We start from the raw sequence: 21,420 nt of genomic DNA on the forward strand, positions 1-21,420 counted from the left end.
CCCCCCCACCACAGGGGTGGTGGGGGTGCGGTCACGCGCCCAGGCGGGTGCGGGCCTCGGCGGCGGCGGTGCGGACGGCCTCCTCGATCTTCGAGCCGTCCTTGCCACCGGCCTGGGCGATGTCGCCCTTGCCGCCGGCGCCACCGCCGACGACCTTGGCGCCTGGCCGCAGCACGTCGGCGGCGTTGGTGCCGGCCTCGACGACGTCGGCGGTCAGCGCGGCGATCAGCTGAGCCTTGCCGTCGTCCTTGGCCGTGCCGAGCACCACCACACCCCGGCTGATGCGGTTGCGCAGGTCCAGGGCGAGGGCGCGCAGGGCCTCGTGGTCGGCCCCCGGGACGACGCCGGCGACGACCATCGCATCGCCCACCGCCTCGCCCGACTGCAGCAGAGCGTCGGCCTGGGCCATGACCGCGTCCTGCCGGGTGCGGGCCAGCTGCTTCTCGACGTCGCGCACCCGGGCCATCAGCTCCTCGACCCGGGCCGGCGCCTCGGCCGAGGGGACCTTCAGGATCTGGGCGACCTGCTCGGCGATCAACCGCTCCTTCGACAGGTGGCCGAACGCCTCGGGTCCGGTCAGCGCCTCGATGCGGCGCACGTTGTTGGCGATCGACCCCTCGTGCAGCACGGTGAACAGCCCGACCTCGCCGGCGGCGTGGACGTGGGTGCCGCCGCACAGCTCCATCGAGTACTCGTCGATCGTGACGACCCGCACGGTGTCGCCGTACTTCTCGCCGAACAGGGCGGTGGCGCCGGCCTTGCGGGCCTCCTCCTGGCTCATCACCCGGGTCAGGACCTCGGGGTTGTCGGCGATGCGGGCGTTGACCAGCCCCTCGAGCTCTTGGACCTGGTCGCGGCTGACCGCTTCGAAGTGGGGGAAGTCGAAGCGGAAGTGCCCGGCGTCGATCGCCGACCCGGCCTGGGCGGCGTGGTCGCCGACCATCTCGCGGATGGTGGCGTGCAGGATGTGGGTGGCGGTGTGGCCGCGGCGGATCGAGGCACGGCGGGCGTGGTCGATCTCGGCCAGCGCGTCGGCGCCGTCGGTGACCTCGCCGGCAACGACCCGGCCGGTGTGGACGATCAGCCCCTCGGTCGGGCTGGTCGTGTCGCTGACCTCGATCCGGCCGGCCGGGGTGGTGATGTGGCCGTGATCGCCGAGCTGGCCGCCGCCCTCGGCGTAGAACGGGCTGCGGCGCAGGACGACCTGCACCTCGTCGCCCTCCTGGACGCGGTCGACCAGGTCGTCGCCGGCGATCAGCGCCGCGACGGCCGATTCGTCGGTCTCGTGGTCGTAGCCGCTGAAGTCGGTGCGGCCGGCCTTGTTGGCGGCGCGCTTGTACACGTCGGTGGCGCCCGCGTCGCGGCCCGACTTGGTGGCGGCGCGGGCACGGTCGCGCTGGGCGTCCATGTGCTCGGCGAAGGCGTCGCGGTCCAGGGTGACGCCCTGCTCGGCGGCGATCTCGAGGGTCAGGTCGACGGGGAACCCGTAGGTGTCGTGCAGGGTGAAGGCGGTCTGGGCGTCCAGCTCGGCGCCGCCCTGGGCCTTGGTGTCCTCGATCGCGCCCTCCAGCATCACCAGGCCGGTGCGGAGGGTCGAGGAGAACGTGTCCTCCTCCGACTGGGCGATCTTGGTGACCAGGTTCGCCTGGGCCTTCAGGTCCGGCCAGGCGTCGCCCAGGGTGTCGATGACGGTCTCCATCATCGGGGTCATGATCGTGGCGTCGCTGCCCAGCTTGCGGGCGCTGCGGACCGCCCGGCGGATCAGCCGGCGCAGGACGTAGCCCCTCCCCTCGTTGGCGGGCAGGACCCCGTCGGCGATCAGGAAGGCCGTCGAGCGGGCGTGCTCGGCCATGACCCGGATCCAGACGTCGGTCTCGGCGTCCTCGTCGAAGCGGGCGGTGTAGGCCGACCCGGTCAGGTCGACCGCCCGGTCGACCATCGGCTTGAACACGTCGGTCTCGAAGACGGTCGGGACGTCCTGCAGCAGCATGGCGACGCGCTCCAGCCCGCTGCCGGTGTCGACGTTCTGGGCCGGCAGGGGCCGCAGGATCGCATCGGACCCCTTCAGCTTCGGGTCGCCCTGGCCCGAGGTCTCGAACTGCATGAACACGAGGTTCCAGAACTCGAGGAACCGGGTCTCGTCGACCACCGGGCCGCCGTCGGCGCCGTGCTCGGGACCGCGGTCGTAGAAGATCTCGCTGCAGGGACCGCAGGGGCCCGAGCCGCCGGTGGACCAGAAGTTGTCCTCGGCGTCGCGGCGCTGGATGCGGGCGGCGGGGATGTCGGTCTCGGACAGCCACAGCTGCTCGGCCTCGTCGTCGTCCTCGTAGACCGTGGCCCACAGGCGCTCGCCGTCGAAGCCCCAGCCGCCCTGGTCGGCCGGGGTGACGGCCAGCTCGTAGGCCCAGCGGATGGCCTCGCGCTTGAAGTAGTCGCCGAAGCTGAAGTTGCCGAGCATCTCGAAGAACGTGAGATGGCGGGTGGTCAGGCCCACGTTCTCGATGTCGTTGGTCCGGGCGCACTTCTGGACGCTGACGGCTCGCGGGTGCGACGGGGTGGCCTGCCCGAGGAAGAACGGCTTGAACTGCACCATGCCGGCCACGGTGAGCAGCAGCGTCGGGTCGTTCGGGATGAGCGACGACGACGGCCACACCCGGTGGTCACGAGCAGCGAAGAAGTCCAGGAACGTGCGGCGGATGGCGCTCGAGTCCATGGGCTCGCTACTTCGGGGCGGGGGCGGGCGAACCCCATTCTGCATCGTCGCGTCCGGCGAGCACGCCCCCGGGACCCGTCGGGGACCGCCAGGAGGCACGCAGCTCCGCCTCCCGCGCGGCCGCCACCGCCCGGCCTTCCGCCAGGGCGTCGCGCACCCGACCCGCCAGCGCGTCCACCCGGGCGCCCGCACCGGCGGCCAGCGCCTCGGGGCTCAGCCGTCGCTGGGTCTGCTCCACCTTGCGCACCGCGTACACGCCCACGGCGACGCCCGCCCCCAGGCCGACGGCGGTGAAGAACAGCCGCTTGAACACGGTTAGTCGTCCTTCTTGGGCTTGCGGGCGACGCGCACCGCCGCGCCGGTGCCCGACGCGAAGGCGATCGCCTTGATCAGCGGGTTGGCGACGGCTGCGCTCAGGATGTCGGCGACCCGCTCCCCGGAGGTGGTGATGTGCTGCACGCTCGCGACGATCGTGTCGACCCGGGCGAGCTCGGTGTTGACCCCGGCGACCGTCTCGTTGACACCGCCGAGCAGGGGGACCGTCTGCGACGTGACCTGCTCGACGGTGCGGGTCAGCTCCCGCACGGTGCCGACCAGCGTCAGCAGCAACGCCATCAGCCCGAGCATCGTCCCACCGAAGGCCACCGCGGCGATGATCGCGGCGACGCCGAAGAAGCTCGCGTCCAGCAACACCCCCGCCGCGACGAACCCGGCGGCGACGAGCAGCACCGCGACGACGGACACCAGCACTCCACGAGACCTCACGGTTGCTCTTCCTCCAGTGGTCGGTGGGCTGGGCACGGCGCTCGGCGCGCCCCGAGCCTAGCGGACGAGCGGCCGGCGGCGCTCCCGGCCGGTGGCGCGCTGCAAGGCCCGGCGTCCTGCCGCCATACTGGCGGGATGAGCACCCCAAGCAGGGGCCGGGCGGTGTGCCCTTCCCGGCGGGCGCGTGTCGCCGTGCTGGTCGCCGCGACCGTCGGTGTCGCCCTGTCGGCCGTGCCGCCGGCGGGCGCCCATCCGTTCGGTCCTCCCCCGACCGCGCTCGTGTCCGCCTCGGGCCATGAGGTGCGGATGGATTGGGTGGCGGCCTCCGACGACGCCCTGGTCGTCGGCATGGCGATCGGGATCCTGGACGACGGCAGTTTGGAGCGCTACCTGGAAGGGCCCGTCCAGACCGCGCCCCCGGCCGCCGCCGAGGAGGAGCTGTCGGCGTCCCCGCTGCTGCGCGAGTACGTGCTGGAACGCCTCACCGTGTCGCAGGACGGGGTCGCCTGCGACGGCACCGTGGCGCCCATCGACAGCTTCCTGACTGATGGGGTGAGCGTCACCTACGCGTGCCCGAAACCCGTCGCGATGGTCGACCTGCGCATCACGATGCTGCACGACGTGCACGATGCCTACCGCACGTTCGCCCTCACCGAGGGCCGGGGGACCCCGGTCCAGTCGGTGTTCACCACCGAGTCACCCGAGCGACGCTGGGACTTCTCCGCCTGGCCGCCCGAGCGGGATGACGGGGGTTGGAGCGCGCCCCTGGGCCTGCTCGGGGTGGTCGGGGCGATCGGGGCGGGCACGGCCGGCGCCCTCGGGGCCATGGCGTGGCGTCGGCGGTCGTGAGGGTGCCCGACGGCGGGGCGCTGGCCCAGGCCGCCGAGCTCGGGTGGCTGGAGCAGCACTTCGTCCGGCTGATCGACGTCGACCAGCTGGGGCTGCCCTTCGCGTTGCTGGCGGTCGCCATCGCGGCCGGGGTCGGCATGGTGCACGCGCTGACCCCCGGCCACGGCAAGGCCATCGCCGCGGCCTACCTCGTCGGGTCGCGGGGTCGCCCGCGTGACGCGGTGGCCCTGGGCGCGATCGTCTCGGTGATGCACACCGGGTCGGTCCTGGCGCTGGGGTTCGGCCTGTACCTGTTCACCCGGGTCCCGACAGGTGCTGACCGGTTGGCACCCGTCATGACCCTGGTCGCCGGGCTGCTCATCCTGCTCGTCGGGGTGGGCCTCGTGGTGCGCCAGGTCCGGCTGCGCCGCGTGCCGGTGTCCGCCCCGGTCGCCGAGACGGGCGGTCACCGCCACCACGCCCACGACCACCTGCTGCCCGACGGCGTCGCGCCGCTGTCCCGGCGAGGCCTGGTGCTCCTGGGCGTCTCCGGGGGTCTGCTGCCCTCCCCCTCGGCTTTCCTGGTGCTGGCCACCGCGCTGTTCGTCGGCCGGGCCGCCTTCGGGCTGCTCCTCGTCGCGGCCTTCAGCGTCGGGCTGGCGCTCACCCTGACCGCGGTGGGCCTCGCCACGCTGCGCGGCCGCGACCTGATCGCGCGTCGCGCCGCGCGCAGCCCGCGCGTGGCCCGCCTGGCCGCGGCGCTGCCACTGGTGTCAGCGCTGGGCGTGCTCACCGGCGGCGCGTGGGTCTCCGTGCTGGCGGCCGTCCGGCTGTCGTCCGGCTAGGCGGTCGGGCCGCCGGGCCTGGGCGCGGCGAGCAGGCAGGCCCCGCCCGCGGCGAGCAACGCGACCGCCAGCAGGCCCGCCGGGCGGAGCGGCCCGCCCGTGCGCGGCATGGCCACAACCTGCTCGCCGTGCACATCGGAGGCCGGCGGGGACGCGGCGGTCGGGGCAGCGGCGCGCACCTCGATCCGGCCGAGGTGCGCGCCATCGTCGGTGCCGTAGGCCACCGTCCCGGCCGTGCGCAACGCGACCGAGAACGTCTCCCCAGCGGCCAGGGGGCCGGAGTCCCAGCTCCCGTCCTCGCCGATGATGGTCTGCGGCGCGGCGCTGTCGTTCACCCACACGATCTCCTCGCCGGGATCCACGGTGACCGTCTGCGGTTCGAAGCCTCCGGGGCCCAGCATGACGTCGGCGGCCAGGGCCGTGGACGCCGCTGCCAGCAGGGCGGCCAGGGCGGCGGCCACAAGGACCGGGACAGGCCAGGCGCGGGGTAGGCGAGCCATGTGCGAGGAGTCTAGCCATCGGCGGCGCGGCCGGGTCCGATCGGCGTCGCGTCAGCCGCCTTCCACGATGAAGGTCGAGGTCAGCGTCTGGGTCGAGTCGTCGTCGAAGGTCGCGGTGAACGAGATGCCGCAGTCGCCGTCACCGCTCGTGATGTCGAACGTGAACGCGCCATCGGTCAGCGTGACCTGGTCGTCGTCCTCCACGCAGGCCCCGGTGATGGCCATGGACTCGACGCGGTCGACGTCACCGGTCACCGTGGCGGTCACCGTGGCGCCGACGTTGCCGGTGTCGGGGTCGAGCGAGACGGACACCTGCGGGGGGTCGACGACGTCGGACGTGACGAGGAAGCTGGCCCTGAGGGTCTGGGTCTCGCCGGTCTCGAGCTCGTCGAAGTGGACCGTGAGGTCGATCTCGCAGATGCCGTCCTCGGCGTCGTCGGTGATGGAGAAGGCGAACTGGTCCAGCGCATCGAGCGTGTGGTCGGCGTCCTGCACGCAGTCACCCGTGACGCTGATGAACGCGACCTCGGCGACATCACCGGTCACGGACGCGGTGACCGTGTCCCCCCGCGCCCCGCTGAGGACATCGAACTCGATCGCAACCTCGTGCGCGACCGGGTCGGGATCGTCGCCGGCGATGAAGTTCAGCAGGCGCACCACGAAGGACGCCATCTGGTCACGACGCGTGTCCCGGGCCGGGGAGTACTGGTCCCCGCCGGTGCCCTGGGCGATCTCGTTCATCGCCGCACCGTTCACCTTGGCGGAGTGCACGTTGCCTGCCGGCACGTCGGTGAACTCCTGATCCGTGGAGTCGAACGCGTCCACGTCGTCGTGCAGGGCGTAGCCGGCTGCACGCATGAGGAACGACGCCATCTGGTCTCGGCGCGTGCGCAGCCCGGGGCCGTACTCGTCGGCGGGCAGCCCGACCGCGCCGCCCTCGACGATGCCCGCCGCCGCCAGGCGCTCGATGTTGTCCGCATGCACGTTGCTGGCCGGCACGTCGGTGAACCGGCCCTCCCCCGCGGGCAGGGTGACCCCCGCCGTGTCGAGCGTCAACGCGATGAACGACGCCATCTGGTCACGACGCACCTGCAGCTCCGGCCGGAAGGTGTCATCCTCAAAGCCCTGGACGATCTGCCTGTCGGCCGCGCAGTCGACGTTGGCACGGTGGGCCTCGGGGATCTCCTGCCGGTCGGTGAACGGCGCATCCTCCACGTCAGCCGAACAGGCACCGCCGGTCTCCTGAGCCAGTGCGGGCCCTGCCAGCGGCAGCAGGGCTGCAGCCAGGGCGAGGACGGCAGCCACCCCCACGACGTAGGTCAGGGTGGTGCCGAAACGGTCCGATGCCGTCATGGGATGCCTCCAGGTGATGAACGCCGGGTGAACCTCGCGGGAACCGGATGTCACCGCGAGCGGAGCCGACCTTACCCCCACCGCCCCGCCCCGATAACATGCGCCGTTGGCGCTTCCCGCGGGGACGCGGTGGGACAGCCGGCCGCGGCGTCCCACCCCCGGGCGGATGGGACGCCGGCGGTCGCGGGTGGCTATGGCGCGGGGATCAGGCTCTGCCCGCCGTCGGGCAGCTGCCCGCGGATCGCCCCCGGCGGGAACGCGTCGGAGTGCACGTTGACGTAGAAGTCCTCCGGGTCGGCCACGACGTCGGCGATGGTGACGCCGCCGCTGAAGTCGGCGTCGGTCAAGACGCCCGAGACCACGCCGCCGTTGGCGTCCAGCTCCGCGCAGGTCGCCAGGAACACCCGCACCGGGCCGTTCTCGGTCACACCGCCTTGATGGATGTGGGCTCCCGGACCGTCGCAGAACGGCGCGGTCACCGCGGACGCGTCGAGCTCGAACAGCACCTGCTGATGCGAGCCGTCCGCGGTCTCGCGGACCACCAGGGTGGCCTGGCCCGTGGTCCCCTCCTCGCCCTGGCGGAAGGTGGTGTCTCCGATGTCGGGGGTCTCACCGGGCGGGGTGTCGACCTCGTTGACCCACGACAGGGCCACGACCCAATCCTCCAGGACGACCACCGGCTCGACGACGAAGGTGGCGGTCGGGGCCGGGGCCGGGCTCGGGTCACTGCGGAAGCGCACACCGAATGTGATGGCGCACTCGCCGACCTCGGCGTCAGGGGCGATGAGGAAGGTGAAGGTGCCGTCATCGACCGGGAGTGGCTCGGCAGAGCTACCCCCCTGCTGCACGCAATCGTCGCCGGTCACCACGACGCCGGTCACCTCGTCGACGTCGCTGGGCACGGCCGCGGTCAGGGTCGCTGTCACCGTCGTGCCGCCCGGGCCGGTCGTCGGTTCAAGTTCGACGCTCACCTGGGGTCGCACCTCGAACAAGCCCGTCAACGTCTGCGTCGAGCCGTCGTCGAAGGTCACCGTGAAGATGATCTCGCACGCGCCGAGGGGCGCGTCATCGGCGATCGCGAACGGGTACGCCTCGCCGACCAGGGTGAGGTCGCCGGCCTCGACGCAGGGGCCCGCGACGGCGACGGCGTCCACCTCGTCGACGTCCTCCCCGGTCAGCCTGACCTTCGTGTCCGCGTCCCGCGTGCCGGCCGGCGGTGTCAGGACGATGCTCACCGCCAGGTCCGTGTCCGCCACGTCGAACGTCGACGTGAAGGTGCGTGTCGACCCGTCGTCGAAGGTCACCGTGAAGGTGACCTCGCAGGCGCCGTCCACCGCGTCGGCGGCGATGTCGAAGGTGAAGGTGTCGTCGGCCAGCGTGACGTCGCCGTCCTGGACACACGCACCGGTCACCGCCACTGAAGCCACCAGGGCGACGTCGCCGGTCACCGTCACCGTCACCGTCGTGCCGGGCCGGCCGGTCGTGGGAGCCACGGTGAGGCCGACCGCGGGACCGTCGACCACGACGCCGAACGTGCCCCGCAGGACCTGGGTCGAGTCGTCGTCGAAGGTCACCGTGAAGGTGACCTCGCAGGCGCCGGCCTCCGCGTCGCCGGCGACGTCGAACGTGAAGGCGCCGCCGGCGACCGTGACATCACCGTCCTGGACGCAGTCACCGGCGATCGCGACGGACTCCACCCGGTCGACGTCACCGCTCATCGTCGCGTTCACCTGGGTCCCGGGCGGCCCGGTGAGCGTGTCGAGCGTGAGACCGATCCTCGGCCCGTCCTCGGCGTCGAGGACGAACCCGAGCAGGCGCACCACGAACGACGCCATCTGGTCACGACGGGTCTCCTGGCCGGGGGCGAAGCGCTCGCCGCCCATCCCCTGCGTGATGCTCTGCTCCGCGGCCCCGTTGACCTTCGTGAAGTGGGTGTTGCCCGGGGGCACGTCGGTGAACTGCTGATCGGGAGAGTCGAAGGCGTCCACGTCGTCGTGCAGGGCGTAGCCCGCCGCGCGCATGAGGAAGGAGGCCATCTGGTCGCGGCGCGTGCGCAGCCCGGGACCGTACTCGTCGGCGGGCAGCCCCAGCGGACCGCCCTGGACGATGCCCGCCGCCGCGAGGCGGTTGACGTTGTCGGCGTGGATGTTGCCGTCACCGACGTCGGTGAACGTATCGGCCTCGCCCGCCGGCAGGCCGACACCGGCCGCGTCCAACGTCAACGCGATGAACGACGCCATCTGGTCGCGGCGCACCTGCAGCTGCGGCCGGAAGGTGCCGTCCTCGAAGCCCTGCACGATGTTGACCTCCGCGGCGCAGTCCACGTTCCCCTGGTGCGCCGGCGGGATGTCCTCGCGGTCGGTGAAGGTCGACGCCGGCGCTTCCGCGCACGGGTCGGCGGTCGGCTCCTGCGTCTGGGCTGGCTGGGCGAGCAGGGAACCGGTCATCGCCAACGCCCCCAGCACTGCCAGCACGCGCAGAGCAAGCCCGCTGTGGTGGTCCGTCACGGTCATCGGTGGCCTCCCAACAAGGCGGTGTGTCCTGCAGTCTCCGACCGCGCACCGGTCGGCGGCGACGAGCGCGCCGGCGCCCGTCGCTCAGACGTCCGGGGGAGGCTCAGCGATACGGTCTGCTGCGGACAAACCCATTTTGTCCCACTCATCATGGTCTGCACCTGCCGGACAGGACGGGTGGCAGGAACCTTCGCGAACCGTACACTGCCACTCGCCACACCCATCAGTCCGGCTGGAGGATCCACCACTTGACCTTTCGCTCCCGCTGGCGTGCCCTCACCGCCGTGGCGCTGGCCCTGATGCTCGTGGCCGCGCCCGCAGGGGCCCAGCCCCAGGGCGGTATCGGCGACCTGCTGGATGACCTGCTCGGCCGCGACACCCCCGACCTGGCGCCTGCTCCTTCGACCGAGCTTCCCGGGCGCTTCCCGAACGTGACCATGCGGGGGTCGGGCTGGGGTCACAGCGTGGGGATGAGCCAGTACGGGGCACGGGCGCAGGCCCAGGCCGGGCGCAGCGCGCCGCAGATCCTCGCCCACTACTACCCGGGGGTTGCCGTCGGCACCGCGGGCTCGGTCGACCCGGGCACGGAGGTGCGCGTCGAGCTGTTCGACGGCAGGGTCGATGGCGACGGCGCGCGGGAGGTCCGTGTGGCGACCCGTGGGCGCACCGGCGGCGCGAGCCCGACCAGCGCGGCGACCATCCGCCTGGGGCCGGGTCAGGCCGAGCGCGCCCTGCCCGCACCGGCCGGCGCATGGACCCTGGCGCAGGACGGCGGGGCGTTCGTGCTGCGCGATGCCGGCGGGGCAGAGCTCGAACGGGGCCCGGGGCCGGTCCGCCTGGGCATCGCCCCGCCGGCTGGTGCCAATCCGGGGGTGCTCTGCCTGCCGCAGCGGGGCTGCTCGGCCGGAGACCTGGCCGGGGCCTTCCAGTGGGGTCACGTGACCGTGGTCTGGGACGGCGCCGCCAACCGCATGCGCCCGATCTTGGCGATCCCGATGGAGCTGTACCTGCGGGGCCTGGCCGAGGTGCCGTCCATGTGGGAGACCGCCGCGCTGCAGGCTCAGGCGATCGCGGGACGCACCTATGCCAGCCGCCGGGTCGCCAGCGGTGCGCCCTGGCACCTGGACACGACCCCGCGGACCCAGGCCTACGCCGGCTGGGCCAAGGAGGGCGGCGCCGGTGGGAGCAACTGGGTGGCAGCGGTCACGTCCACCACCCGGCAGGTCGTCACCCACGAGGGCAGGCTCGCCGAGACCTACTACTCGTCCTCGCACGGTGGACGCACGGAGAACGTGCAGGACTCCTGGGCCTTCAGCGCCACGACCACGGACTACCCGTACCTGCGCAGCGTCGACGACCCCTGGTCGCGCGGCGCGGGCAATCCCTACGTCTCGTGGACCGCGCAGGTCAGCAACACCGAGTTCGTCCGTGCCGTGGCCGACCAGACCGGGGTCGCCCACATCGCCAGTATCGGCGTGCGCGACCGCACGCCCGGGGGCACCCCGCGGTCCCTGGCCGTGCGGGGCTGGACCGACGACGGCGAGCGGGTGACGCGCACGTTCAGCGGGGACAAGAACGCCGGCGCGACGCTGCGGATGCGCTGGCCGGTCCGCGACGGCCAGCCGTTCATGCGCAGCCAGCAGCTGCGGGCATTCAGCGTCTCGCCGTTCACCGACGACGACGGGTCCCCCCACGAGTTCAGCATCTGGGCCCTCGCCGAACGGGGCGTCACCCAGGGGTGCGACGCCGCCGACCCCGCCCGGTACTGCCCGCGGGCCACGGTCACCCGGGCGCAGATGGCCGCCTTCCTGGCACGGGCGCTGGGCCTGGACGCCGACCCGCACGCGTCCGACCGGTTCACCGACATCGCCCGCAACCCGCACCGCGCGGCGATCAACGCCCTGGCCCGCGCGGGCATCACCGGCGGCTGCAACGCCGGCGGCACGCGGTTCTGCCCCGCCAGGGGCGTCACCCGTGACCAGATGGCGTCCTTCCTGACCCGCGGCTTCGAGCTGCCCGGGGCTCGCGACCACGGCTTCACCGATGTCCCCGCGAGCTCACCGCACCGGGACGCCATCAATGCCGTGGCCGCCCGGGGGATCACCGCAGGGTGCGCCGCGGACCGCTACTGCCCTCGCGACGCGGTCACCCGGGCCCAGATGGCCTCGTTCGTCGCCCGCGCCCTCGGGGGGGGCTGGTAGGCCGGCGCGGCGATGCCGGGGTTGTGCGACCGCGTGCCGGTGCACGGAGCCGTCGGCCGGTTAGGCTTGCCCACCGTGAACCGCATCCACGTCTTCCTCGGGACCAAAGCCCAGTACATCAAGACCGCGCCCCTGCTGCGGCTGATGGACGAGCAGGGCGTCGAGTACCGGTTGATCGACTCCGGTCAGCACGCCCGCCTGTCCGTGACGATGCGCGCCGACCTCGGGGTCCGCGACCCTGACTACGTGCTGGGCGGCAAGGAGAACGTCGACACGATCGGCCACGCGCTGCTGTGGTCAGGGCGACTGACCACGCGGCTGCGCTCCCCCGCGCGCCTGCGCGGGGACGTGTTCGGCGGCGCGGGCGGGGTGTGCGTCGTCCACGGCGACACCCCCTCGACGCTGCTGGCTGCCCTGATGGCCCGGCGCGCCGGTCTCCAGGTCGCCCACCTGGAGGCTGGGCTGCGCAGCCACAGCCTGCTGAACCCCTTCCCCGAGGAGCTGGTGCGGCTGTGGGTGATGCGGCTTTCACAGCTGCTGTTCGCCCCCGACCGTGCCGCGCTGGCCAACCTGCGCGCCATGCGCCTGCGGGGCCGGGTGATCCCCCTGCAGGGCAACACCGTCATCGAGGCGCTGCGTCACAGCCTGCGAGACGCCGGCCCGCCGGGATCGGGCCCGGTCGTCGTGACCATGCATCGCGTCGAGAACCTGCGCAACCGGCGGCGCTTGGACGCCATGGTGCGCCTCGTGCTGCGCATCGCCGAGCGGCAAGCGGTCCGGTTCGTGCTGCACGGTCCCACGATCCAGACGTTGGCCCGCAGCGGTGCGGACCAGCTGATCCGCGACGCCGGCGTCGAGATGAGTCCCCTGGTGCCCCACTTCGAGTTCACCCGCCTGCTGCACACCGCGCCCTTCGTGATCACCGACGGCGGTTCCATCCAGGAGGAGTGCGCCCTGCTCGGGGTGCCCACGCTGCTGTGGCGGCTGCGGTCGGAGCGCCCGGACGGCCTCGGCAGCAACGTCGTCCTCTCGCGTTACGAACCCGCCGTGGTCGACGCCTTCCTCGCGCAGCCCGACCGCCACCGGCACGACCCGTTCTCCCCCGACGTCACCCCGTCCAAGGAGATCCTCGACCAGCTGCTGGCCACCCTGGACGAGATGGACCCCACCGCCCTTCGGTGAGGCGGCGCCTCGGAGGCGACCTGAGAGGGGGTGCTGGGAGCCGGAGACCGATGGGGCGCCGCCGCACACAGAAGCCGATCGGGCACTAGCGCGCCGCGGGCGCGTTAGGCTTGGCGGTGCGGCTTGGTCGGGCCGCATTCGGCGGAAAGGCATGGTGTGACGGTGGTGCTCGGTGGCGCCCGCCCGCTCGTGGTCGCCCTCGTGGCGGTCGCGCTCGCATTGTCCCTGCTGGCGGGCCCGGCGGGAGGCCAGGAGGAGGACGCCCAGGCTCGACCCGCCCCGTCGTTCACCTTGCGGGGCAGCGGCGAGGGCAGCGGTCTCGGCTTGAGCCAATGGGGTGCGCGGGCGCTGGCGCGTGACGGCCGCAGCCACACCCAGATCCTCGAGCACTTCTACACGGGCGTCACCGTCGACCCCCATGAGGTCACCCAGGCAAGCGACCCCGTGCGGGTCGGGCTGTTCCACGCCAACCCCGCGGTCACCGATCCGACCGTGCTGCGCCTGAGCGCGCTGCGGGCCGACGGGGACGGCGCCGTCGACGTGCGGCTCGCGCCCGACGGCTCGACCCACCGCGTGGCCGCCGGGCAGACGTGGACGATCGCGTTCGACCCCGGCATCCCGATCCTCCGGCCGGCCGGGCTCGTCCTGCGCGACGCCGGGGGCGGTGCGGTCGGGTACGGCGCGGGCCCGGCCAACATCCACATGGCCACCGCGGGCAGTCCCGCGCTGCGCCTGCCCCAGATCCCCGACGGCACCGGGAGCGGCGACGGCAGCCTGCGGCACGGCCAGATCACCGTGACCCGTGACGGCGACAGCGGTGCGCTGCGCCCGGTGCTGCGCCTGCCGCTGGAGGACTACCTGCTCGGGCTCGACGTCATCGACCCGTCGTGGGAGGCAGCGGCGCTGCGCTCCCAGGCCGTCGTCTCGCGCACGCTCGCCGCACGCCGGGTCGCGGCCGGGCCACGCGCGAGCTGTGGCTGCCACCTCGGGATGAGCGGTGACGACCAGGCCTACGCCGGTGCCGGCGCGGAGAGCGACACGTGGACCGCCGCGGTCAGCGACACGGCCGAGCAGGCCGTCGTCGACCAGGACGGCGCCCTCGTCGAGGCCCTCTTCGCCCCGGCGCACGGCGGACGCAGCGAGCAGTCCGAGGAGTCCTGGGCCCTGGCGGGGCGGACCGTGCCCGCCCTGCGCAGCGCCGGCGACCCGTGGGTGGGCAACACCGAGCTCGCCGCGGCGTACCCGCAGGCGTCGTGGAGCCACGAGCTCGACCACCACGTCCTCGCTGGCCTTGCGGATCTCGCCACCGTCACCGCGGTCGACGTCGTGACCCGAACGATCGGCGGGACGCCACGCACCCTGGCCGTCTCGGGCTGGACCAGCGGCGGTGCACGAGTCGATCGGCGGGAGATCACCGGCGACGGCATCGAGGTGGCCGGCGCCGACCTGTACCTGGCCTTGCGTGACCAGGGCGACGCGCCACCCTCCCAGCAGTTCGGTGTCATCGCCTACCGCGACTTCCGCGACGTGGCCGCCTCGTCGGTGCACGCCTACAACATCGCGGCCATCGCCGAGCGCGGTGTGGCGGCGGGCCGCCCCGACGGCACGTACGACGCGCGTGCCGGCGTCCGTCGCGACCAGATGGCCACGTTCCTCGCGCGCGCGCTGGACCTGCCGCTGGACCCGGGCGCCGCCGACCGGTTCGACGACGTGGCGCGCGACTCGCCGCATCGCGACGCGGTCAACGCCGTGGCCGCGGCACGCATCACCGAGGGCGTGGCGCCCCGCCGCTTCGCCCCCGGGGCCACCGTCACCCGCGACCAGATGGCCACGTTCATCGCTCGCGCGTTCGAGCTCGACGAGGGCGCCCAGGACCGCTTCACCGACATCGACGACTCCGTGCACCGGGCCCGCATCAACGCCGTCGCCGCGGCGGACATCACCGCCGGGTGCTCCGAGGACCGCTACTGCCCGCGCCTGCCGGTGACCCGCGACCAGATGGCGAGCTTCCTCGCCCGCGCCCTCGGTTTCGGCTGGTAGGCTGCCACCGTACGAGGCGCGTCGTAGCGAAACGTCGTGATCCGTGAAATCCCTGGGGGCCAGAATCGTGGAGGCCCGGCATCCAGCCGTGGGTGTGGTCCGAGCACCCCGTCAGTGGGTGCTCCTGGCGGGCGTGGCCACCATGCTGCTCGGGGTTGTCGCCGGCGCCGCCGCCACCAGCGCGTCGACGTGGCAACAGTCCCTCGCCGCCGAGCAGCGGCTGCTCCCGGGGGTGACCCTCGCCGGCACCGACCTCGGCACCGCCACCCTCGACGATGCCCGTGCGCTGGTCCGCGGTGCCGCCCACGCAGCCCTGTCCCGACCGGTGACCGTCGCCCACGGCGACCTGGAATGGGAGCTGACCGCCCGCGAGCTGGGCGCGACCACCAGCGCCGAGGACCAGCTCGAGGCGGCCGCGGCCGCCACCTCGGCCACCTCCCTGGCGCAGCTGGCGATGATCCGCTGGCTCGGCGCCAGCCCCGACCGCGCGATCGACGTCACGGTGTCGGTCCCGCCGGAGCGCCTGCTGGCCTTCGTCGACGACGTCGGCGAGGCCGTTGACCGCGAGCCGCGGGACGCCACCGCCGAGCAGACACCCGAGGGCCTGACGGTCCGCGAGTCCGTCCCCGGCCGGCAGCTGGACCGCGTCGCCGCGGCCGGCGCGGTGCTTTCCGCCCTGCGCGGGGGGACCGACCGGGTCGAGCTGTCCCCGGACGAGGTCGCCCCCGCGGTGGACGCCGGGCAGGTCGCAGACCTCCTGCCCGCGCTCGAGCGCGCCGTCGAGGACGCCATGGACCGCACGGTGACGATCACCCATGGCACGCAGCGCTGGCAGGTGTCACCGCGCTCCCTCGCCGCGACCCCGGACCTGGGGCCGGCCGTGGAGACCGCGCTGGCCCAGCATGGCGACACCATGCGGTCCGTCCGAGCCGTTGCGCTGCACGCGACCGCCCGCTCCGCGCTGGCCACGGCGGTTGCGTTCACCGTGGACAACGAGCCGCTCGGTGCGCTGCTCGACGCGATCGGCGAGCAGATCGGTCACGACGCCCAGGACGCCACCGTAGACTACTCGTCCGGCTGGGTGCAGGTCGTCCCCGGTCGGCCGGGACGGACCGTGGACCGCCACGGGGCCGCAGCGGCGCTGCGCGATGCGCTGGCCGGCGGCGCGGACACCGTGGAGCTGCCGGTCCGCGAGACCACACCGCAGGCCGACGACCTGGGGCAGATCGTGCTGGTCCGCCAGAACGAGCGCCGCGTCTACCTCTACGAGGACGGCGAGATCGTGGCCGACTGGCCCGTCGCCGTGGGTCAGGCCGGCGCGGACACCCCCACCGGGGTGTTCACCGTCGGCGCCAAGCGTGCCGCACCCACCTGGTACAACCCCGCGCCCAACGGCTGGGGGGCCGCCATGCCGAGCGTGATCGGCCCGGGCCCGAACAACCCGCTCGGTTTGCGCGCGGTGAACTGGATGGATGGCGACCACGACACGCTGATCCGCTTCCACGGCACCGCCAACATCGGCTCGATCGGCGCGGCCGCCTCCCGCGGCTGCGTGCGCCTGACCAACGCCGATGTGGTGGCCCTGTTCGACATGGTCGAACCCGGCGCCACGATCGTGTCGCTGCGCGAGTGACCGGAGCCCTCCGGCGGTTCACGCCTCCGGGGGGTCGCCGGACGCTGCCCCCGGCCCGCCGCGGGCAGCGCGACCCGCGGCGGTGCGCAGGCCGGTGGCCCCGAACGCCACCGCGTCGCGCACCGCGACGAGGGCCCGGTACCCACCCACGACGACGGCCACGCCGGCCACCGCCTCGGTGGTGAGCAGCGCCGCGACCGTCAGCTCGAACACGCCGGCGCCCTGCGGCGCGAACACGGCGAGGAACCCGACGCCCCACGCCACCATGAACGAGCCGGCGACCTCGATGACCGACCCCACCGCCACCCCGGGGAAGGCCGCCAGGTAGACGCTGAACGTGGTGGCCGAGTAGGCCCAGAAGACCGCCATCCACCCGAGCAGACGCAGGTGGCGCCGCCAGGTGAGCGGCACCGCCTGGCCGCCGCGGCGGCGCGCGACCAGACGCAGCAGCGCGTTGACGACCGGCGGGGACGCGAGCACCGCCAGCGCGACGCAGGCGGCGGCCACCTGCCACCCCGCCGCTGGCAGCCGCCCGCTGACCAGCAGCAGCACCGCCCCGAACGTGAGCACCACGACGATGGACAGGGCGGACTCCAGCACGGCCACCGTCCCCACGGCCCGCCTGCTGGCCCCTGCCCGGTGCAGCAGGGTCGCGCGGCCCAGGGCGTACCAGACGCTGCCCGGCAGGTAGCGCGTCGGTACGGACCGGGCCGTCGCGTCGACGACGGTGGCCCACCGCTGGCGCTCCCCCAACGCGTCCAGCGCACTGGTCCAGAACCCCGCGTTCACCCCCAGCTGACCCAGGGCCAGCGCCAGTGACAGCAGCAGCAGGCCCGGTCGGGCTCCCGCCACGAGCTCGGCAAGGTCCTCCCGACGCGACCACACCAGCCACACCACGACCGCCACCAGCACGCCGACGTAGATCCAGCGCGCGACCTGCAGCAGGCGGTTGCGCGTGGCGTCGGTCACGCTCACCGGTCGAGCAGTCGGTCCAGGGCGGCATCGTTGACCCGGTCGCGCGCACGCAACCGGTCACGGGCGGTCGCCACCGCCGCGTCGTGTCCGCTGACCGCGTCGACCGCTCGCGCGAGCCCGCCGAGGTCCCTTTGGTCCCAGGCGAGCAGGGCACCGCCCGCTCCCAGCTCCCCCGCCAGTGCGTCGACCTTGGGGGCGTAGCCGATCAGCACGCACGGTCGGGCGGCCAGCACCGCGCCGATGCCGGCGTGGTAGCGCATCGCCACGACCGCCCGGGCGGCGGCGATCTCGCCCAGCACACCGTCGAGGTCGGGTGCGGCCGTCGTGACGGTCGCGTCCATGCGCTCGGCGACGCGGCGGTGCAGCGCGTCGTCGCGGTCGCGCTGCAGTGCCACGAAGCGCACCGCCAGCCCCGTGGCGTGCGCGGCCTGGTCCAGAGCGTGCGCGACCGCGGCGACGACGGCGTCGGGGGTGGCGTCCCCGCGCAGGCCCGCCGGCAGACGCTTGCGCCCGGCCGACCAGGGCCGTAGGCAGACCACGAGCTGGTCGGCAGGCGCCGCGGCGGGAGTCGGCAGCCCCAGCACCAGATCGGCCGCCACGCCCACGTCGTGCACCCCGACCGCCTCGAGCAGGCGGGCGGAATCGCCGTCGCGGGCGCTCACCGCGACCGCGCCACGCAGCCCCCGGCGCACCAGCAGCCGTCCCAGGCGGGTGTCCAGGCGGCCCGCGCCCACTCCCACCGCCGCGAAGGGGGTCCGGCGACCCCGCGCCACCGCCACGCGCGACAGGTGGTAGGGCAGGTTCAGCGGGCTGGTCTCGTCCTGGAGCAGCCCCCCGCCGCCGAACACCACGCCATCGGCCTGGCCAGCGGCGGCGATCAAGCCGGGCAGGTCGCGGTGGTCCAGTGCCGCCACACCGTGCGCGGCGCTCGTCGCAGCCGGGTCGACCGACACGACCGCGACGGCCGCGCCCCGCCCCGCGAGCTTGGCGTGCAAGGCCGCGAAAACCAGCTCGTCGCCGAGGTTGGTGGACCCCACCCAGCCGGCAACCAGGACACGGGGCACGGGCCGCGCGTTCCCGGCTACTGCTTGCGGGGCGGCAGCAACCGCAGGCCGAGGTCGGCCAGCAGCGCCGGGTCCGCGGCGGTGGGAGCGTCGGTCATCGGGTCACCGCCCGTCTGCGTCTTCGGGAACGCGATCACGTCACGCAGGCTGCCGGCGCCCGCCATCAGCATCGCGATACGGTCCAGACCGAACGCGATGCCCCCGTGGGGCGGCGCCCCGTAGGACAGCGCGTCGAGGAGGAACCCGAACTTCTCGTCGGCCTCGGCGGCGTCGATGCCGAGCAGGGCGAAGACCCGCTGCTGCACGTCGCGGCGGTGGATGCGGATCGATCCGCCACCGAGCTCCGAGCCGTTGAGCGCGAGGTCGTAGGCGCGGCTCATCGCCTCCCCGGGCGCGTCCTCGAGGGTCGCGAGCGACGCGTCGTCGGGTGCGGTGAACGGATGGTGCATCGCGTCCCAGCGCTGCGCGTCGGGATGCCACTGGAGCAGCGGCCAGCGGGTCACCCACACGAAGTCCCACCGGTCGGCGGGGACCAGGTCGCGGTCGCGCGCCAGCGCCACGCGCACCGCGCCCATCAGCTCCTGGGTGACGCGGGTCTCGCCGGCCCCGAAGAACAGGGCGTCGCCGTCCTCGAGACCAGTCGCCTCGACGAGTTCGTTGATCTCGTCGAGAGTGAAGAACTTCGCGAGAGGGCCACGCGGCGTGCCCTTCTCGTAGACAACCCAGGCCATGCCCTTCGCCCCGCGGCGCTTGGCGAACTCGACCCACTCGTCGAACTCCCGGCGGGTCAGCTGTCCGCCGCCGGGCAGGCGCACCGCGAGCACGCTGCCGCCCGCCTCCAGGGCACCCTTGAAGATCCCGACCTCGGTGCCGGCGAAGACCCCGGCCAGGTCAACCAGCTCCATGCCGAAGCGGGTGTCGGGGGCGTCGGTGCCGTAGCGGGCCATCGACTCGGCGAAGGTGATGCGCGGGAACGGGGCGGCGAGGTCCACACCGAGCAGCTCGGACCACAGCGCGGTCATGAGCTCCTCCATCAGCGAGAAGAGATCCTCCTCGTCGATGAAGCTTGCCTCGACGTCGAGCTGGGTGAACTCGGGCTGGCGGTCCGCCCGCAGGTCCTCGTCGCGGAAGCAGCGGGCGATCTGGTAGTAGCGCTCCAGGCCCGCGACCATCAGCAGCTGCTTGAACAGCTGGGGGGACTGCGGCAGTGCGTACACGTTGCCCGGCTGCAGGCGGGCGGGCACGAGGAAGTCACGGGCGCCCTCGGGCGTGGAGCGGGTCAGGATCGGCGTCTCCACGTCGAGGAAGCCGTGCGCCTCCATCACGCGGCGGATCACGCGGGTGACGTCGCCCCGCAGGCGGATCGCCCGCGCGACCGCCGGGCGGCGCAGGTCGAGGTAGCGGTAGCGCAGGCGCAGGTTCTCCTCGGCCGGGTTGTCGTCGTCCAGGGGGAACGGCGGGGTCTCCGACTCGGCGAGGATCTCCAGCGCGGTTGCGGCGATCTCGACCTCGCCGGTCTCCAGGGCGGGGTTGACCATGCCCTCCGGGCGGGTGCGCACCCTGCCGGTGACGCGGACGACGTACTCGCCGCGAACCCGGTGCGCGGCCTCCAGCGCCGCCGACGCGGTGGGGTCGGCCACCACCTGCACCACCCCGGAGCGGTCGCGCAGGTCGAGGAAGACCACGCCGCCGTGGTCGCGCCGGCGGGCCACCCAGCCCGCCACCGTCACCTCGGTGCCGTCGTCGCCGGGGCGCACCGTGCCCGCGCCGTGGGTGCGGAGGGATCCGTAGGGGGTCACGCCCGCGAAGGCTAGCCGTTCGACCAACACGGGAGCGAACCGGCGGGCCTGGGAGACTGCTCTGCATGCGGCACTACCTGCGGGCGGCCCACCTCGAGCCCAGCCTCACCGTCACGGCTGTGGCGTGCGCGCTGGCGGTCGGGGCCGGACGGTCGGGCGCGGGGGTGGTGTGGGTCGGGGCGGCTGTCCTGGCCGGACAGGTCTCGGTCGCCTGGGGCAACGACTGGCTCGACCGCGAACGCGATCGGATGGTCGGCCGGCCGGACAAGCCTGTCGCGGCCGGCGCGCTGGCGCCCGCTGCGGTCCGCAACGCGGCGCTGGTGGCGCTCGGGGCGGCGGTGGCGCTGTCCCTGGCCAGCGGGCCCCGCGCCACCGCCGTGCACCTGCTCGGCCTCGGGGCGGGCTGGGCGTACAACCTGCGCCTGAAGGCCACCGGGGCCAGCGTCGTGCCCTATGCCGTCGCGTTCGGCCTGATCCCGGTGTTCGTGTGGGTGGGGCTGCCCGGCCACCCGCTCCCGCCGTGGTGGGCGGCCGTCGCGTCGGCGCTGCTGGGCTCGGGCGCGCACTGCACCCAGGCGCTGCCCGACCTGGACGCCGACGCCCGCACCGGCGTGCGGGGCCTGCCGCAGCGCCTGGGGTTCCGCGGGTCGCTGGTGGCGGCCGCGGGACTGCTCGGCGCCGGGGCCGCGGTGATCGCCGCCGGGGTACGCCCGCTCGAGCCGGTCACGGGGAGCGCGGTGGCCGCGGGCCTGCTACTGGTGGGGGGCATGCTGGTCGCGGGGCTGCGCGGACGGACGCGCCTGGCCTTCCACCTGACCATCGCCGCCGCCGGGGCGGTCCTGGTGGCCTTCCTCGCGGGCACCGCCGGCGCCTGACCCGCCAGGGACCCCCACGCCGGCGCCCGACCCGCCGGCGCCCGACCCGCCGGCGCCCGACCCGCCGGCGCCCCCACCGCCCGCGCCCGACCCGTCCGGTCCCCGAGGCGACGAGGGCCGCCGGCCCGCCGCGG

Annotated in this window: 16 protein-coding genes; 7 read left to right on the forward strand and 9 right to left on the reverse strand. The window is 73.9% G+C overall.

Annotated elements, in window-relative coordinates; all coding sequences use genetic code 11:
• Positions 1 to 31: 31 nt before the first annotated feature.
• Genes alaS through WD250_14085 form a run of 3 tightly spaced genes read right to left on the reverse strand, consistent with a single transcriptional unit; the run spans position 32 to position 3,478 of the window.
• The gene (gene alaS, locus WD250_14075; GenBank protein ID MEX2621337.1) at positions 32 to 2,713 is read right to left on the reverse strand and encodes an alanine--tRNA ligase; all 2,682 of its coding nucleotides are present in this window, start codon (positions 2,711 to 2,713) and stop codon (positions 32 to 34) included.
• 7 nt (positions 2,714 to 2,720) lie between these two features.
• Positions 2,721 to 3,026: a hypothetical protein gene (locus WD250_14080; protein ID MEX2621338.1), complete on the reverse strand. Its 306-nt coding sequence runs from the start codon at positions 3,024 to 3,026 to the stop codon at positions 2,721 to 2,723.
• A gap of 2 nt (positions 3,027 to 3,028) precedes the next feature.
• Positions 3,029 to 3,478, reverse strand: coding sequence for a DUF948 domain-containing protein (locus tag WD250_14085; GenBank protein ID MEX2621339.1), 450 nt, complete (start codon positions 3,476 to 3,478; stop codon positions 3,029 to 3,031).
• Between the two features lie 135 nt (positions 3,479 to 3,613).
• On the opposite strand from WD250_14085, the gene WD250_14090 reads away from it, so the two are divergent.
• Positions 3,614 to 4,327, forward strand: a complete 714-nt coding sequence (locus WD250_14090; protein ID MEX2621340.1) for a hypothetical protein — start codon at positions 3,614 to 3,616, stop codon at positions 4,325 to 4,327.
• The gene (locus tag WD250_14095; protein ID MEX2621341.1) at positions 4,324 to 5,151 is read left to right on the forward strand and encodes a sulfite exporter TauE/SafE family protein; all 828 of its coding nucleotides are present in this window, start codon (positions 4,324 to 4,326) and stop codon (positions 5,149 to 5,151) included. Before WD250_14090 ends, WD250_14095 begins: the two co-directional genes overlap by 4 nt.
• On the opposite strand, the gene WD250_14100 is transcribed toward WD250_14095, so the two are convergent.
• From WD250_14100 to WD250_14110, 3 genes are all read right to left on the reverse strand, one after another.
• Positions 5,148 to 5,651 carry a hypothetical protein gene (locus tag WD250_14100; GenBank protein ID MEX2621342.1) on the reverse strand — a complete coding sequence of 168 codons (504 nt, stop codon included), beginning with the start codon at positions 5,649 to 5,651 and terminating at the stop codon, positions 5,148 to 5,150. The genes WD250_14095 and WD250_14100 overlap by 4 nt on opposite strands.
• 51 nt (positions 5,652 to 5,702) lie before the next feature.
• Positions 5,703 to 7,004 carry an S-layer homology domain-containing protein gene (locus WD250_14105; GenBank protein ID MEX2621343.1) on the reverse strand — a complete coding sequence of 434 codons (1,302 nt, stop codon included), beginning with the start codon at positions 7,002 to 7,004 and terminating at the stop codon, positions 5,703 to 5,705.
• Positions 7,005 to 7,195: 191 nt separating this feature from the next.
• On the reverse strand, positions 7,196 to 9,517 hold the full coding sequence (locus WD250_14110) for an S-layer homology domain-containing protein (GenBank protein MEX2621344.1): 2,322 nt from the start codon (positions 9,515 to 9,517) through the stop codon (positions 7,196 to 7,198).
• 248 nt (positions 9,518 to 9,765) lie between these two features.
• Here WD250_14110 and WD250_14115 point away from each other — a divergent pair, with 248 nt between their 5' ends.
• The 4 genes from WD250_14115 (at position 9,766) to WD250_14130 (ending at position 16,573) form a co-directional block, all read left to right on the forward strand.
• The gene (locus tag WD250_14115; protein ID MEX2621345.1) at positions 9,766 to 11,718 is read left to right on the forward strand and encodes a SpoIID/LytB domain-containing protein; all 1,953 of its coding nucleotides are present in this window, start codon (positions 9,766 to 9,768) and stop codon (positions 11,716 to 11,718) included.
• Between the two features lie 75 nt (positions 11,719 to 11,793).
• A complete protein-coding gene (locus WD250_14120) occupies positions 11,794 to 12,900 on the forward strand; it encodes a UDP-N-acetylglucosamine 2-epimerase (GenBank protein ID MEX2621346.1) in 1,107 nt (368 codons plus the stop codon).
• 156 nt (positions 12,901 to 13,056) lie between these two features.
• Positions 13,057 to 14,940 carry an S-layer homology domain-containing protein gene (locus tag WD250_14125; protein MEX2621347.1) on the forward strand — a complete coding sequence of 628 codons (1,884 nt, stop codon included), beginning with the start codon at positions 13,057 to 13,059 and terminating at the stop codon, positions 14,938 to 14,940.
• 88 nt (positions 14,941 to 15,028) lie between these two features.
• Complete coding sequence (locus WD250_14130; GenBank protein MEX2621348.1) at positions 15,029 to 16,573, forward strand: peptidoglycan binding domain-containing protein; 1,545 nt, start codon at positions 15,029 to 15,031, stop codon at positions 16,571 to 16,573.
• An 18-nt stretch (positions 16,574 to 16,591) separates the two neighbouring features.
• Here WD250_14130 and WD250_14135 read toward each other — a convergent pair whose 3' ends face one another.
• The 3 genes from WD250_14135 to aspS are packed head-to-tail and all read right to left on the reverse strand — an operon-like array spanning position 16,592 to position 20,411.
• Complete coding sequence (locus WD250_14135; GenBank protein MEX2621349.1) at positions 16,592 to 17,548, reverse strand: lysylphosphatidylglycerol synthase domain-containing protein; 957 nt, start codon at positions 17,546 to 17,548, stop codon at positions 16,592 to 16,594.
• Complete coding sequence (locus tag WD250_14140; protein ID MEX2621350.1) at positions 17,545 to 18,612, reverse strand: polysaccharide pyruvyl transferase family protein; 1,068 nt, start codon at positions 18,610 to 18,612, stop codon at positions 17,545 to 17,547. Before WD250_14140 ends, WD250_14135 begins: the two co-directional genes overlap by 4 nt.
• 17 nt (positions 18,613 to 18,629) lie before the next feature.
• A complete protein-coding gene (aspS, locus tag WD250_14145) occupies positions 18,630 to 20,411 on the reverse strand; it encodes an aspartate--tRNA ligase (GenBank protein MEX2621351.1) in 1,782 nt (593 codons plus the stop codon).
• A gap of 65 nt (positions 20,412 to 20,476) precedes the next feature.
• Here aspS and WD250_14150 point away from each other — a divergent pair, with 65 nt between their 5' ends.
• Positions 20,477 to 21,286: a UbiA family prenyltransferase gene (locus tag WD250_14150; GenBank protein ID MEX2621352.1), complete on the forward strand. Its 810-nt coding sequence runs from the start codon at positions 20,477 to 20,479 to the stop codon at positions 21,284 to 21,286.
• Positions 21,287 to 21,420: the final 134 nt, after the last annotated feature.

This window comes from Egibacteraceae bacterium (genome assembly GCA_040905805.1).
GTDB lineage: Bacteria > Actinomycetota > Nitriliruptoria > Euzebyales > Egibacteraceae > DATLGH01.